We start from the raw sequence: 14856 nt of genomic DNA on the forward strand, positions 1-14856 counted from the left end.
TGCCCCGCCTCATCGCACTCAGCCGCGCAACATGCGGATGATCGCCGAGAAATCGAGCCCACTCTGCCCGTCATCGGCGAAGCGCTGGTAGAGTTCGGCGGCCTTGGCCCCCATCGGCGTGTCGGCGCCGGTATCGCCCGCGGCGGCGGCGGCGAGTTTCAGATCCTTGAGCATCAGCGCGGTCGCGAAGCCGCCCCGATAGTCGTGATCGGCGGGCGTATCGGGGCCGACGCCGGGGACCGGGCAATAGCTCGTCATCGACCAGCTCTGGCCCGATGCGACGCTCGAGATATCGTAGAAGGTCTGTGGGTCGAGCCCGAGCTTCTCGGCAAGCAGGAACGCCTCGCACGTCGCGACCATCGTCGCGCCGAGCAGCATGTTGTTGGCGATCTTGGCGGCCTGGCCGGTGCCGTTGGCGCCGGCGTGGATCACCGCCTTGCCCATCGCCGCGAGGATGACGCGCGCGCGCTCGAACGCTTCCGCGCTGCCGCCGACCATGAAGGTCAGCGTGCCGGCATTGGCCGCGCCGATGCCGCCCGAGACGGGGGCGTCGACCGCGGTGAGGCCCTTGGCGTGCGCCGCCGCGGCGACGCGCTTGGCGGTGGCGACGTCGATCGTCGAGCAGTCGAGCAGCAGCGTCGACGGCGCGACGTTGGCGGCGAACAGGTCGGCATAGACGGCTTCGACATGGGTCCCGGCGGGTAGCATCGTGACGATCGCCTCGGCGCCGTCGGCAGCTTCGGCGGCAGAGACGGCGGGCAGGCAGCCTGCAGCCTTGGCGCGGTCGAGCGCGTCTGCCGACAGATCGAAGGCGCGGACGTCATGGCCGGCCTTGGCGAGATTCGCGGCCATCCCGCCGCCCATGTTGCCGAGGCCGATGAAAGCGATGCGTGTCATGTTCTTCCTTCCTGCTCCCCTCCCGCTTGCGGGAGGGGCTGGGGGTGGGCGCGCGCTATCAGCGTCAGCTACCGTCGAGAGCGCGCGCCCACCCCCGACCCCTCCCGCAAGCGGGAGGGGAGAAGAAGGCTACTTCCCCGTCCAGGTCCCTGCGCGCTTCTCGACGAAAGCGCTCATCCCCTCGCTCTGATCCTCGGTCCCGAACAGCGCATGGAACAGCCGCCGCTCGAACTGCACGCCCATCGCGAGGCTCGTCTCGAACGCCGCATTGACCATCTCCTTGTTCGCCAGCACCGCGAGCGGCGCCATCCCGGCGATCGTGGTCGCGGTCTTGACCGCTTCCTCGACCAGCTCGGCCGCCGGCACGACACGCGAGACGAGGCCCGCGCGTTCGGCCTCGGCGGCGTCCATCATCCGGCCGGTGAGACACATCTCCATCGCCTTGGCCTTGCCGACCGCACGCGTCAGCCGCTGCGAGCCGCCCATGCCCGGCGAGACCGCAAGCTTGACCTCGGGCTGACCGAATTTGGCGCTATCGGCCGCGAGGATGAAGTCGCACATCATCGCCAGTTCGCACCCGCCGCCGAGCGCATAGCCCGACACCGCCGCGATCACGGGCTTGCGGGTCCGCGTAAAGCGATCCCAGCCCGCGAAGAAATCATGCGCGTACATATCGGCGAAGCCCTGCGCCTGCATCTCCTTGATGTCGGCGCCCGCGGCGAACGCCTTCTCGCTGCCGGTGATGACCGCGCAGCCCTGCGACGGGTCGGCGTCGAACGCCGCCATCGCGGCGAGCAGGTCGGCGAGGATCTGGCTGTTGAGCGCATTGAGCGCCTGCGGGCGGTTGAGCGTGACGAGCGTCACGCGCCCGCGCTGTTCGACGAGGAGGGTTTCGTAGGTCATGTGTCTCTCCGTCGCCCCGGCGAAGGCCGGGGCCGTTGGGTGGTGCGCGCGACGCCTGCCACGCGCGAATACAGAGCGGCCCCGGCCTGCGCCGGGGCGACGATCAGCCGGGCGTCCATTCCTCGGCCGCGGGCAGCGGTGCGAAGATCTGGTCGATGACGTGCGGGCTCACGCCCTCAGGCGTCGCCGGATCCCAGCGCGGGGCATTGTCCCTGTCGACGATCACCGCGCGGACGCCCTCCAGGAAATCGTGCCGCTGCACGACATGTGCACCGACGGCATATTCCTGGCGCATCTCGTCCTCGAAGGTCGCCATCATCGCGCCTTCGTGGAGCAGGCGCAGCGACACCTTCATCGTCTGCGGCGACTTGGTTTTCAGCGTCGAGAGCTGCTTGAGCGCCCATTCGCCGCCATCGGCCTCGAGCGCGGCGTAGATCTCCTCGAGCACGTCGGAGGCGAACAGCCGGTCGATCGCCGCGCGATCGGCGAGGATGCGCGCTTCGGGCGGCGCCACGGCGAGCGCGTCGAGCGTGGCGGCGAGCGTTCCGGGGTCAGCGCCGATCCGCGCCTTGGCGTCATCGAGCGCGCCGCTCGGAAGATAGTGCGTGGCAAGCCCCAGTGCGACGCATTCCGCGCCGTCGAGCCGGTGGCCGGTCAGCGCGAGATACTGCCCAATCCGCCCGGGCAGCCGCGACAAATACCAGCCGCCGCCGACATCGGGGAACAGGCCGATCCCGGTCTCGGGCATCGCGAACTTGGTGTTCTCGGTCGCGACGCGGTGGTCGCACGGACAGGCGAGCCCGACGCCGCCGCCCATCGTGATGCCGTCCATGAACGCGACGGTCGGCTTGGCGTAGGTGAAGAGGCGGTGGTTGAGGCGGTATTCGGTGTGGAAGAAGCGCCGCGCCTCCGCCCCATCGCCCGCGCCGCTCTCGGCGAGCATGCGGATGTCGCCGCCAGCGCAGAAGCCGCGACCTTCGGCGTGGTCGAGGAGGATGACTTCGATTGCGGGATCGGTGCGCCATGTGTCGAGGGCGTCGAGCATGGCTTCGCACATCGGGGTCGTCAGCGCGTTGAGCGCCTTCGGCCGGTTGAGGCGGATGCGAGCGACCCTGCCCTCAATCTGGGTGAGGACGTCGCTCACATCCCCTCTCCCTTTGGGAGAGGGTGGCCGAGCGCAGCGAGGTCGGGTGAGGGCGGCACCCGCCAGTAGGGCGCACTGCCCTCACCCTTCCCACTCGGCTGCGCCGAGCGGGCCCAGTTTCGGGTGAACAGCGCCCCGCGCTGTTCAGGCCATGCCGGGGGCATGGCCGACCCGAAACTCCTCTCCCACAGGGAGAGGGAGATTTCGAGCGCGCCCCTCATTGCCGCGTCAACTCGCGGCCGACGATCATCCGCATCACCTGGTTGGTCCCCTCGAGGATCGAATGCACGCGCAGATCGCGCCAGAAGCGTTCGATCGGATAGTCCATCAGATAGCCGTACCCACCATGCAGCTGCAGCGCCCGGTCCGCCACCGCCGAGCCGGTATCGGTCGCGAGCCGCTTGGCCATCGCGGCGAACTTGGTCTTGTCGGGCGCGTTCGCCGTCACCTTCGCCGCCGCCATGTAGAGCAGCGCCCGCGCCGCCTCCAGTTCGGTCGCCATGTCGGCAAGCATGAACTGCGTGTTCTGGAAATCGGCGATCGCGGTGCCGAACTGCTTGCGATCGCGCGTATAGGCGATCGCCTCGTCGAGACAGCGCTGCGCACCGCCGAGCGAACAGGCGCCGATGTTGAGCCGACCGCCGTCGAGGCCCATCATCGCGATGCGGAACCCCTCGCCCTCGCCGCCGACGAGATTCTCGGCAGGCACGCGCACGCCGTCGAAGGTCACCTGCCGCGTCGGCTGCGAGTGCCAGCCGAGCTTGCGTTCGTTCGCGCCGAAGCTGACGCCGGGCATGTCCTTCTCGATCACCAGGCACGAAATGCCCTTGGGCCCTTCGACCCCGGTGCGCACCATCGTGACGTACACCTCGTTCTCGCCCGCGCCCGAAATGAACTGCTTCGAGCCGGTGACGATATAATCGTCGCCATCGCGCACCGCCTTGGTCTTGAGCGCGGCGGCGTCCGAGCCCGAGCCGGGCTCGGTCAGGCAATAGCTGGCGATCCGGTCCATCGTGACCAGCGAGGGCAGATATTTATCCTTCACCGCCGCCGATCCGAACCGGTCGATCATCCACGCCGCCATGTTGTGGATGCTGATGAACGCCGAGGTCGAGGGGCAGCCATAGGCCAACGCCTCCATGATCAGCGCCGCCTCGAGCCGCCCGAGCGCGATCCCGCCCGATTCCTCCGACACGTAGATCGACGCGAAACCGAGCTCTGCCGCCGCCTTTATCGTCTCGCGCGGAAAGATGTGCTTCTCGTCCCACTCGGCGGCGTGCGGGGTGATCCGGTCGGCGGTGAATTTGCGCGCGAGATCCTGGATCTCGCGCTGGTCGTCGGTAAGGTCGAACTGGTCGGTCATGCGGCAATCCCTAGAGGGGTATGAAGGGGCGCGGCTAGCGCCGTCGAAGGACAGACGCGCCGCCACGGATGAAGTTTCACCGGGCAGCCGCGCGAGATCAGCGGTACGCTCGCGCTCGGCACACGGTGCAGGACCCGCTCGGCGAACAACCGGTTCGCGAGCAGGAGGTCGTTGCGCTCATAATAGAGCTTGCCGCCAACACCCTTCCGCCATGCCAGCGCCTCGGGCAAGGTGCCGTTCGCGCTGACGAAGTCGCTGGTGTCGTGATAGACCGGATCGGCAAAGGCGGCATCGGCGGTGACGATCGCCCAGCCATCCTTGCGCAGCTCCGCCACCAGCGCGGGCAGATAGCGCGCCGCGACATCGGTCTCATGCAGCAGCAGCACCTGCGGCGGCGCGCGGCCGATCGTGCGACGGATCAGCGCGTCGGAAAAATCGGCCGACTGCACCATCGTCTCGACATAAAGGTCGCGCAGTGCGGCATCGTCGATCGGGAGCCCAGCGCGCTTCGCGGCGATCGTCTGCCCTTCGATGTTCCAGTCGGAGCCATCGACCGAGACCCAGGCGATCTGCAGTCCGCGCGCGGCGAGCCCATCGATCACCGCGCGGCGCTTCACCCTATCACGGCCGCCCTGGTTGAGGCCGGGGAAGCGGAACCACGGCCGATACCCGGCCCGTCCCTCGAGCCACTGCTCGGCCTTGTCGATATCGGCGAGAAACGCCGGCGCCGCGGTCGAGGCGAGATCGTGATGCGAGAAGGTATGATCGCCCACGACATGCCCCGCCGCAACATACGCAGCGAGCCGCTCGTCGGCGCGGTTGGCGGGGCCGATCCGCCCGGGGTTGGCGAAAAACGCCGCCTGCTCGACCCCGGCTTCGCGCAACCCGGCGATGAGCAAAGCGGCGCGCTCGTCGGGCGTGTAGAAGGCGCCGGGGCCGCGCGGCACATCGTCGAAGGTCAGCGCGATGCGCTTGCCGTCGTTCCGCCACGGGAACGAGCGTTCGAGGCTGATCGCGGTCGGCACCGCGATCACGACGATCGCGCCGACCAGCAAGGCTATCCGGACGCGATACAGCCGTGCATCGCGCTTCGACGCCGGTAAGCGCCGCCGCTTGCGGGTCAGCCGCCAGAGAAGCCCCCCGCGCCTCACCCCAGCTTCGGCCGATCGACCCGCGTCACGCGCACATCACTTCGGCTTCGATCTCGACACGCCACTCGGGGCGGATGAAACCCGACACGATCAGCGTCGTCGTGGCCGGTCGCGCCGTGCCGAACCAACGGCCATGCACCGCCGCGACCGCGGGGAAATCGGCGCGATCGGTCAGATAGATGCAGGTGCGCACCGTATCGGCGATATCCCCGTCGAGATCGGCGATCGCCTTGGCGACAATCGCGCAGCAGCGTTCCATCTGCGCCGCGGCGTCGCCCGGCGTGGTCGATCCATCCGGCTCGATCGGCGCGGTGCCGGCGACCATGATCTGGCCGCCGGTCCGCACCGCGCGCGAAAATCCGAGGATAGGCTCGAGCGGCGAACCGCTGCTGACGCGGCGCTTCATCGGCTCATCCCATCGTCGGAATGACGAACGCGTTGGCGCCATCACCCACACCGCCATCGGGCCAGCGCTGCGTCACGGTCTTGACCTTGGTCCAGAACTTGACGCCCTCCATGCCATGCTGGTTGGTGTCGCCGAACGCGCTGCGCTTCCAGCCGCCAAAGGTGTGGTAGGCGACCGGCACCGGGATCGGCACGTTGATCCCGACCATCCCGACATTGACCCGCGCGGCGAATTCGCGCGCTGCGTGGCCGTTGCGCGTGAAGATCGCGACGCCGTTGCCATATTGATGCTCGCTCGGCAGGCGCAGCGCGTGCTCGAAATCGTCGGCGCGGACGATCTGGAGCACCGGGCCGAAAATCTCTTCCTTGTAGGCCGACATTTCGGGCGTGACGTGATCGAACAGCGACGGCCCGATGAAGAAGCCCTTCTCATGCCCCTGCAGCTCGAAGCCGCGGCCGTCGACGACGAGCTCGGCGCCTTCGTCGACCCCGGTCTGGATCCACTGCTCGATCCGGCTGCGATGCGCCGCGTTGACCACCGGGCCGTAATGCGCGTCGCTGTCGGTCGAGACGCCGACGCGGAGCGCGGCGATCGCCGGGATCAGCTTTTCGCGCAGGGCGACCGCGGTCTTTTCGCCGACCGGCACCACGACGGGGAGCGCCATGCAGCGCTCGCCCGCGCTGCCGAACGCCGCACCCGAGAGATCGGCGACGACCTGGTCGAGATCGGCATCGGGCATGACGATGCCGTGATTCTTCGCCCCGCCCATCGCCTGGACGCGCTTGCCCGCCGCGACGCCGCGCTTGTAGACGTAATGCGCAATGTCGGACGAGCCGACGAAGCTGACCGCGCTGATCGCGGGATGATCGAGGATCGCATCGACCATTTCCTTGTCGCCGTGGACGACCTGGAGGATGCCCTCGGGCAACCCGGCCTCGGCGAACAGCTCGGCGAGCCGCACCGGCACCGACGGGTCGCGCTCGGAGGGCTTGAGCAGGAAGGCGTTGCCGGTCGCGATCGCGACGCCCGACATCCACAGCGGGATCATCGCCGGGAAGTTGAACGGGGTGATGCCGGCACCGATGCCGAGCGGCTGGCGCATCGAATAGACGTCGATGCCGGGGCCTGCGCCCTGGGTATATTCGCCCTTCAGCACGTGCGGGATACCGCAGCAGAATTCGATCACCTCGAGCCCGCGCTGGATGTCGCCCTTCGAATCGGCGATCACCTTGCCATGCTCGGACGAGAGCAGATGCGCGAGCTCGTCCATATGCGCCTCGACCAGCGCCTTGAAATTGAACATCACGCGCGCGCGGCGCTGCGGGTTGGTCGCCGCCCAGCCAGGCTGCGCCTTCAGCGCGGCAGCGACCGCGGCATCGAGTGTCGCCTGCGTGCCGAGGTTGACGCTCGCCTGGACGAGGCCGGTGTTGGGATCGAACACGTCGCCGGTCCGCGTCGCTCCGCCGCCCGAAAGGCCGACGATGTGATGGTCGATGATCCGCATGGCATACTCTCCGTTTTGCGATGCTCTTTCGACCAATTTTCGCGCCGCGCCAAGCCCATCTAGTTTCCGATGTAACGGCCTGGCGTTCGATCCGATCACGTCATCCCTGCGAAAGCTGGCATGACGGTGAAGGTTAGGCTCCCACCCCCGCCCGGCACTTCATCAGTGGCTGGATCCGCGTGCCGAACGCTTCCACACCCTCGACGAAATCGTCGAAGGTCAGCAGCACGCCGCCGGTGTTGGGGACTTCCGCCATCTCGTCGAGCATCCGCGCGACGCTCTCATACGACCCGACCAGCGTCCCCATGTTGATGTTGACCGCCCCCTCGGGCGCGGCGAGCTGGCGGACGTTGGTGTCTTTGTTGTGCGTGTCCTTGGCGCCCTGATCGGCGAGCCAGGCGATCGCTTCGAGATCGACCCCGGCATTGTACGACTGCCACTTCGCCATCGCCGCTTCATCGGTCTCGGCGGCGATGATCATGATCAGCACGAAGATCGACACGTCGCGGCCGGTCTTGGCGGTGGCGGCGGCGAGGCGGCTGTTGTTCGAAGCGAACGCGGTCGGCGTATTGACGCCCTTGCCGAGGCAGAAGGCGTAGTCCGCCCATTTCGCCGAGAATGCGAGCCCCTCGTCGGACGACCCTGCGCAGATGATCTTCATGTCGCCTTCCGGCTTGGGCCGGACGCGGCAATCCTCCATCTGATAGTAATCGCCCTTGAAGTCGCTGACGCCCTCAGCCCACAATTCGCGCAGGATGTGCGCATATTCATCGAGCATCTTGTAGCGGTTGCGGAAATGCTCGTCGCCCGGCCACATACCCATCTGCGTATATTCGGGCGGCTGCCAGCCAGTGATGAGGTTGAGCCCGAAGCGCCCGTGGCTGATCGAGTCGATCGTGTTGCACATCCGCGCCGCGAACGCCGGCGGGATGACGAGCGTCGGACAGGTCGCGAAAATCTTGATCTTCTCCGTCACCGCGGCGAGCCCCGCCATCAGCGTGAAGCTCTCCAGGCCGTATTCCCAGAACTCGGTCTTGCCGCCGAAGCCGCGCAGCTTGATCATCGACAGCAGGAAATCGAGCCCGTGCTTCTCGGCGCTTTGCGCGATCGTCTTGTTGAGATCGAACGACGGCATGTATTGCGGCGCATTCTCCGAAATCAGCCAGCCATTGTTGTTGATGGGGACGAAGACGCCGACCTGCATGCGCGTTATCCTTGCACGGTTTCGCCCGCCAGCCAGGCGAGCACGAAGCTGTTGAACGCATCCGGATCGACCACGTTGACCGCGTGGCCGCCATGTTCGGCGCGGCAGAATCCGGCGATCGGCAGGCCGTTGGCGAGCGCGACCCCGGCGTTCGACGGGACGAGCATGTCGTCATCGGACACCACGACGAGTACCGGGCGATGGATATCGCGCAACCGCTCCGAAACATCGAACGCGGCAAGCGCAGCGATCCGCTTCTCCATCGTCGCTGCACCGGGGAAATGCGCGAGCTGCTCGGGCAATTCGGCCTCGAGCAGCGCATCGTTCGCCGAGATCCAGTTGGGCGGATAGAGGAACAACGGCTGCGCGCGCAGGTACGCCTCCGCCCCACTCCCTCGCAGCAGCGCCAGCCTTGCGGCGAAGCAACGCAGGAAATGCGGATCGGGCGACGCCCAGCCATTGACCACGACGAGCTTGTCGACCCGGTCGGGCGCCATCAGCGCAAGCGCCAACGCCGCTACCCCGCCCGCGGCATGCCCGACGACGATCGCCCGCGGAATGGCGAGCGCATCGAGCAGCGCGAGCATATCGGCGGCGAGATCGTCGACGCTCACCGTATCGGGCAGCGCCCGGTCGCTGCGACCCGTCCCGCGATGATCGTAGGCGATCACGCGATAGCGCTCGGCCAGCGCGGGGATGTTGGGCGCCCAATACTGCGCCGACCCGCCAAGCCCGGAGGACAGGATCAGCGGCGGCGCGTCCTCGCGCCCGTGAATCTCGTAATAGAGCCCCGCCGCCTCAGCCAAGATGCGCGACCGATGCGATTTCGACGAGGCACTCGGGCTTCACCAGTTCGGCCTGGATGCAATAGCGGGCGGGCTTCGCGCCCGGGAAATACTCGGCATAGACCGCGTTGAACGCGGCATAGTCGGCGAGGCTCTTGAGGAAGATATGGTTCATCGCCACGTCGTCGAGCGTCGCCCCCGCTGCCTCGAGCGTCGTCCGGATCGTATCGAGGATATGGCGCGTCTGACCGGCGGCATCGCCGACATGCAGCACCGCCCCGCCCTCGCCGAGCGCGAGCATGCCCGAGACGTAGATCGTGTTGCCCGCCTTGGCCGCGGCCGAATAGGGCGCGATCGGGGTCGGGAATTGCGGGGGATTGATCGCTTCGAAAGGCATGTTCACTCCTTGGGGGACTGGCCGAAGCTGCCGCAGAAATCCGCGGTCGTGCTGACCCAGCCGAAAAACTTCTCGACGTTATAGACGGTTGCGTCCTGCATCGCGGGCGGCCCGAGATGATGCGTCGCATCCTCGAGCATCACCCCGAAATATTCGAGGTGGAAGCCGTCGCGCAGCGTGCTCTCGACGCAGACGTTGGTGGCGATCCCGACGAACACGATGTTGCGGATGCCGCGTGCGCGCAGGACACTGTCCAGCTGCGAGTTGAAGAACGCCGAATAGCGCGTCTTGTGGAGCGAGATATCGCCCGGCTGCGGTTTCAACGCATCGACCAGCGCGTAATCCCACCCGCCGCGCGCGAGCAGCTGCCCCGCGAGCTCAGGCCGCTTGCGCATCGTCTTGAGCGCATTCGACTTGTGGAAGTTGGGCGATTGCGGGCCCCCTGCCTCGACATAGTCGGGATCCCAGCCGTTCTGCAGATAGATCACCTGCACGCCCGCCGCCCGCGCGGTATCGAGCACGGTGGCGATCTTGCCGATCGTCCCCGCAGCACCCGCAATGTCGAACCCGGCGAGATCGACATAGCCACCTTCGCTCGCATAGGCGTTCTGCATGTCGATCACGACGACCGCGGTCTGTTCGGGGGCGAGGCGCAACGCCTCGGGCCGCGCCGGGAGCGTCACCGCCGTGTCGCCGTCGCCGCCGGGGCAGGTTACGGTCTGGTCGTCGGGCACGCGGCACTCCTTGCGAGGAAGCGCCCGATCCTGTCGCGTTGCACGCACAAGTGCAAGACCCGCATCTTGCGCCGCGCGCAGCACCGCGCTAACCGATGCCCATCGCCGCACACGCGTGCGCGAAGCCGGCGAGCGGGTATAGTACAATGGTAGTACAGCAGCCTTCCAAGCTGAATACACGGGTTCGATTCCCGTTACCCGCTCCAGCCGCTTCCCGATGACCAGCACCAGTTTCGAAGCGGCGCGCACCGCGATCGTCGCGGTCGGGCGGTGGCTCGATGGCAAGGGCTGGGCGCCGGCGACCTCGGGGAATTATTCGGCACGGCTCGATGATGGCGGTTTTGCGGTCACCGTGTCGGGGCGACACAAGGGGCGACTCACCCCCGACGACGTGATGCGCGTCGATGCCGACGGCGCGTCGCTCGACGGCAAGAAGCCCTCGGCCGAGACCGCCCTGCACCTCGCGCTGTATCGCGCCTTTCCGGACGTCGGTGCCGTGCTCCACAGCCATTCACCGACCGCGGTTGGCCTCAGCCGCGCGGTGGCGGGTGAGGGATATCGGCTCGCAGGGCACGAGATGCTCAAGGCGCTCCCCGGGATCGCCACGCACGATATAACGGTCACGCTCCCGATCGTCGAAAACAGCCAGGACATGGCGGTGGTCGAGACGGCGATCGCGCCGCGGCTGCTGGAATCGGGGGCTATTCCCGCCTATCTCATTCGCAGCCATGGTCTTTATGGCTGGGGTTGCGACATGGCCGAGGCCGAACGCGTGATCGAGGCGATCGAATGGATGATCGCCGCCGAACTCGCCGAAAGGAGCTTTCGATGAGCCACTTGCAGGTCTTCGCCGAAACCGACGGTACCACGCCGCTGCTCGACACACGCGACGGCGCCGCGATCGCCGAGGCGCTCGGCGCGGTCGGCGTGCAGTTCGAGCGCTGGCCGCTGCGGCCGCTCGCTGCCGACAGCGACGTGCTTGCCGTCTATGCCGAGGAGGTCGCGCGGCTGGCGGCGCAGGGTGGCTATCGCTCGATCGATGTCGCCCGGATCGCGCCCGACCATCCCGAGCGCGCCGCGATGCGCGGGAAATTCCTGTCGGAACACATGCATGGCGAGGACGAAGTGCGCTTCTTCGTCGAGGGCGAGGGGCTGTTCACGCTCCACCACGAGACCCGCGTCTTCAACATGCTGTGCAGCGCGGGCGATCTGATCTCGGTGCCCGCGGGGATGCGCCACTGGTTCGACATGGGCGCTTCCCCACGCTTCACCGCGATCCGGCTGTTCGTGAACCCCGACGGCTGGATCGCACAGTTTACCGGCAGCAACATTGCCGAGCGCTTCCCCCGGCTCGAACCGGCTGCAGCGTGAAGGCGATCCTGACCGATATCGAGGGGACGACGTCGAGCATCGCGTTCGTCGCCGAGGTGCTGTTCCCCTATGCCCGCGCGCGTCTGGCCGACTATGTCGCGGCGCATCCGGCGGAGACAGCGCCGATCCTGGCCGAGGTTGCCTTTAGCGAGCCGGGTGACCCGGTGGCGACGCTCACGCGCTGGATCGACGAGGATCGCAAGGCCACCCCGCTCAAGGCGCTGCAGGGGATGATCTGGGCGGACGGGTACGCCGCTGGCGCGTTCACCGGGCATGTCTATGCCGATGCGGTCGAGGGCCTGCGGGCGTGGCATGCGGCGGAGGTGAAGCTCTACGTCTTCTCCTCGGGCTCGGTCGCGGCGCAGAAATTGTTGTTCGGGCATAGCGATGCGGGCGACCTGACACCGCTCTTCGCTGGCTATTTCGATACGACGACCGGGCCAAAGCGCGAGGCGGCGTCCTACGCCAAGATCGCGGCTGCAATCGGGTTCGAGGCAAGCGCGGTGCTGTTCCTGTCGGACACGCCCGAGGAAGTCGCCGCGGCGCGTGCGGCGGGGATGGACGCCCTGCTGATCGATCGTGCTGGCGGCGGCGGGGATATTGCGAGCTTCGACGAGGTGAACGCAGTGCGCTCCCCACTCGCTTCCCCAGCGAAGGCCGGGGCCCAGTAGCGTACCGCTGAACGGCGGGCGCGGCGCTTCGCTCGCAAAACCTTCGCTTCTGGGCCCCGGCCTTCGCCGGGCAAGAACAACAGAATTAGGAACGCGCGATGAAACTCGACGGCACGCATCAACGCTCGATCACGCGCACCGCCGATGGCGCGGGCGCGCGCATCCTCGAACAGCGCGAGCTTCCGTGGGTGGTAAAGTGGGTTGAATTGCGCAGCGCGCACGACGCCGAAATTGCGATCCGCGAGATGTGGACGCGCGGCGCACCGCTGATCGGCGCGACGGCGGCCTACGGCCTCGCCATGGCGCTTGCCGAGGACGGATCGGACGCCGCGCTCGACGCCGCCTACGCGCAATTGCTCGAATCGCGCCCGACCGCGGTCAACCTCAAATGGGCCCTCGACCAGGTCGCCGGGGCGGTCCGCCCCCTCCCCGCCGCCGACCGCGCCGCCGCCGCCTTCGCGCGCGCCGATGCGATCTGTGACGAGGATGTCGCGCTCAATCAGGCGATCGGGGCGCATGGCCTGGAGCTGTTCCGCACGCTCCACGCGAAAAACCCAGATCGCCCGCTCAACATCCTGACGCATTGCAACGCCGGCTGGCTCGCGACGGTCGATTACGGGACCGCGACCGCGCCGATCTATCTCGCGCACGATGCCGGGATCCCGGTGCACGTCTGGGTCGATGAAACCCGCCCGCGCAACCAGGGGGCGTTGCTAACCGCGTTCGAACTGGCCGGGCACGGCGTGCCGCACACCGTGATCGCCGACAATGCCGGCGGGCATCTGATGATGACCGGCCAGGTCGACGCGGTGATCGTCGGCACCGACCGCGTCACCGCCAATGGCGACGTGTGTAACAAGATCGGCACCTATCTGAAAGCGCTCGCCGCGAAGGATAACGATGTGCCGTTCTACGTCGCGCTTCCCTACACGACCTTCGATGCCGCGACCGCGACGGGCGCGGACGTGCCGATCGAGGAGCGCTCGGGCGACGAAGTGACCTATGTCGCGGGCGAAGGCGGCCGCATCCGCGTCACCGCCTCGGGCGCGGCGAACCCGGCGTTCGACGTCACACCGGCGCGGCTGGTGACGGCTTACGTAACCGAGCGTGGCGTGCGCGAGTCAGTCTGACACGCGCGGCATCGGGCAGGCAGGGGTGCGTCGGTCCGGCGTTACGGCCGCTTGGCCATCCGCTCCAACGCGGAATCCAGCGTAGCATCCTGCTTGGCGAAGCAGAGCCGCACGACGCTCGTCACCGGGTCCGCCGCGTAGAAAGCCGAGACCGGAATCGTCGCGACACCGGCTTCCTCGATCAGCCAGTTCGCGAAGGTGACGTCGTCCATCGCAACTCCCGAGGCCGCGAGGTCGAGCGACAGGAAATAGGTCGCCGCACTCGGCAGCACGACATAGCCGAGCGCCCCCAGCCCGCCCGCCAGCCGATCGCGCGACCGCTGATAACCCGCCCGCATCCCCTCGAAATAGCCGATGTCCTTGCCCAGCCCATAGGCGGCAGCCGCCTGAAGGTTAGGCGGCGTGGTGAAGGTCAGGAACTGGTGCGCCTTGGCCAGCACCGACGAGATCACGGGCGCCGCGCACATCCAGCCGACCTTCCACCCGGTCAGCGAGAAGATCTTGCCGGCCGAACCGATCTTGACCGTCCGCTCGCGCATCCCCGGCAGCGCCATCAGCGACTGGTGCTGCGCGCCATCGAACACGACATGCTCCCACACCTCGTCGCACATCGCGATCGCGTCGTGCGCGATGCAGAAATCGGCGATCAGCGCGAGCTCGTCCGGGCCGATCATCGTGCCGGTCGGGTTGAGCGGCGAATTGAGCAACACCAGCCGCGTCCGATCGCTCGCCACCGCGGCAAGCGCCGCGGCGGTGATGCGCCATCCGGGCGGCTCGAGCCGCACCAGCCGGGCGATGCCGCCTGCCCGCCGCACCAGCGGGAGATAGGCGTCGTAGAGCGGCTGGAACATCACGACTTCGTCGCCCGGCGTCACCAGCGCGAAGATCGCCGCGGCCAGCGCCTCGGTCGCGCCCGAGGTGACGATCACCTCGCTCGCCTCGAGATCGAGCCCCTGGTGCATGCGGTAATGGTCGGCAACAGCCTGGCGCAGCGCCGGCGTGCCCGCCATCGGCGGATACTGATTCGAGTCTTCGAGCAATGCGCGCGCCGCTTCGGCCAGCACGTCCTCGGGCCCGCGCCCATCGGGAAAGCCCTGGCCGAGATTGATCGCGCCGGTCGCGCGGGCGCGCGCGGACATCGCTTCGAAGATCGTCGTGCCGAGCCCGGCAAAAAGGGGATTCATCGCCGGATCGCC

16 protein-coding genes and 1 tRNA gene are annotated in these 14856 nt (G+C 67.6%); 5 read left to right on the top strand and 12 right to left on the bottom strand.

Annotated elements, in window-relative coordinates; translation table 11 throughout:
* Positions 1-18: 18 nt before the first annotated feature.
* The 11 genes from mmsB to rutB form a co-directional block, all read right to left on the bottom strand.
* Entirely contained in the window at positions 19-897 is an 879-nt protein-coding gene (gene mmsB / locus EAH76_RS17525) for a 3-hydroxyisobutyrate dehydrogenase (protein WP_140851576.1), read from the bottom strand.
* A gap of 129 nt (positions 898-1026) precedes the next feature.
* Positions 1027-1800: an enoyl-CoA hydratase gene (locus EAH76_RS17535; protein WP_140851578.1), complete on the bottom strand. Its 774-nt coding sequence runs from the start codon at positions 1798-1800 to the stop codon at positions 1027-1029.
* Between the two features lie 103 nt (positions 1801-1903).
* On the bottom strand, positions 1904-2944 hold the full coding sequence (locus EAH76_RS17540; protein WP_140851579.1) for an enoyl-CoA hydratase/isomerase family protein: 1041 nt from the start codon (positions 2942-2944) through the stop codon (positions 1904-1906).
* A gap of 217 nt (positions 2945-3161) precedes the next feature.
* A complete protein-coding gene (locus EAH76_RS17545; protein WP_140851580.1) occupies positions 3162-4307 on the bottom strand; it encodes an acyl-CoA dehydrogenase family protein in 1146 nt (381 codons plus the stop codon).
* Positions 4304-5458: a polysaccharide deacetylase family protein gene (locus EAH76_RS17550; protein WP_140851581.1), complete on the bottom strand. Its 1155-nt coding sequence runs from the start codon at positions 5456-5458 to the stop codon at positions 4304-4306. The genes EAH76_RS17545 and EAH76_RS17550 overlap by 4 nt, the downstream gene beginning before the upstream one ends.
* 25 nt (positions 5459-5483) lie before the next feature.
* Complete coding sequence (locus EAH76_RS17555) at positions 5484-5864, bottom strand: RidA family protein (RefSeq protein ID WP_140851582.1); 381 nt, start codon at positions 5862-5864, stop codon at positions 5484-5486.
* A gap of 4 nt (positions 5865-5868) precedes the next feature.
* A complete protein-coding gene (locus EAH76_RS17560; protein WP_140851583.1) occupies positions 5869-7368 on the bottom strand; it encodes a CoA-acylating methylmalonate-semialdehyde dehydrogenase in 1500 nt (499 codons plus the stop codon).
* A 133-nt stretch (positions 7369-7501) separates the two neighbouring features.
* Positions 7502-8572, bottom strand: a complete 1071-nt coding sequence (gene rutA, locus EAH76_RS17565) for a pyrimidine utilization protein A (RefSeq protein WP_140851584.1) — start codon at positions 8570-8572, stop codon at positions 7502-7504.
* A gap of 5 nt (positions 8573-8577) precedes the next feature.
* Positions 8578-9378: a pyrimidine utilization protein D gene (gene rutD, locus EAH76_RS17570; protein WP_140851585.1), complete on the bottom strand. Its 801-nt coding sequence runs from the start codon at positions 9376-9378 to the stop codon at positions 8578-8580.
* Positions 9371-9754: a pyrimidine utilization protein C gene (gene rutC / locus EAH76_RS17575; protein WP_140851586.1), complete on the bottom strand. Its 384-nt coding sequence runs from the start codon at positions 9752-9754 to the stop codon at positions 9371-9373. Before rutC ends, rutD begins: the two co-directional genes overlap by 8 nt.
* Before the next feature lie 2 nt (positions 9755-9756).
* Positions 9757-10488, bottom strand: a complete 732-nt coding sequence (gene rutB, locus EAH76_RS17580; protein ID WP_140851587.1) for a pyrimidine utilization protein B — start codon at positions 10486-10488, stop codon at positions 9757-9759.
* A gap of 132 nt (positions 10489-10620) precedes the next feature.
* On the opposite strand from rutB, the gene EAH76_RS17585 reads away from it, so the two are divergent.
* The 5 genes from EAH76_RS17585 to mtnA all read left to right on the top strand — a co-directional run bounded on the left by EAH76_RS17585 (position 10621) and on the right by mtnA (position 13660).
* A tRNA-Gly gene (locus EAH76_RS17585) sits at positions 10621-10694 on the top strand.
* 11 nt (positions 10695-10705) lie between these two features.
* Positions 10706-11320 carry a methylthioribulose 1-phosphate dehydratase gene (locus tag EAH76_RS17590; RefSeq protein ID WP_140851588.1) on the top strand — a complete coding sequence of 205 codons (615 nt, stop codon included), beginning with the start codon at positions 10706-10708 and terminating at the stop codon, positions 11318-11320.
* Positions 11317-11859 carry a 1,2-dihydroxy-3-keto-5-methylthiopentene dioxygenase gene (locus EAH76_RS17595; RefSeq protein ID WP_140851589.1) on the top strand — a complete coding sequence of 181 codons (543 nt, stop codon included), beginning with the start codon at positions 11317-11319 and terminating at the stop codon, positions 11857-11859. The genes EAH76_RS17590 and EAH76_RS17595 overlap by 4 nt, the downstream gene beginning before the upstream one ends.
* Complete coding sequence (mtnC, locus tag EAH76_RS17600) at positions 11856-12530, top strand: acireductone synthase (protein WP_140851590.1); 675 nt, start codon at positions 11856-11858, stop codon at positions 12528-12530. Before EAH76_RS17595 ends, mtnC begins: the two co-directional genes overlap by 4 nt.
* Before the next feature lie 98 nt (positions 12531-12628).
* Positions 12629-13660 (top strand): S-methyl-5-thioribose-1-phosphate isomerase, encoded by a 1032-nt coding sequence (mtnA, locus tag EAH76_RS17605; protein WP_140851591.1) that lies wholly within the window; start codon positions 12629-12631, stop codon positions 13658-13660.
* Between the two features lie 41 nt (positions 13661-13701).
* Here the strand turns inward: mtnA and EAH76_RS17610 are convergent, their stop codons facing one another.
* Complete coding sequence (locus EAH76_RS17610; RefSeq protein ID WP_140851592.1) at positions 13702-14844, bottom strand: aminotransferase; 1143 nt, start codon at positions 14842-14844, stop codon at positions 13702-13704.
* Positions 14845-14856 lie beyond the last annotated feature (12 nt).

It is taken from the genome of Sphingomonas glacialis, from assembly GCF_006439055.1.
Taxonomy (GTDB): Bacteria; Pseudomonadota; Alphaproteobacteria; order Sphingomonadales; family Sphingomonadaceae; genus Sphingomonas; species Sphingomonas glacialis_A.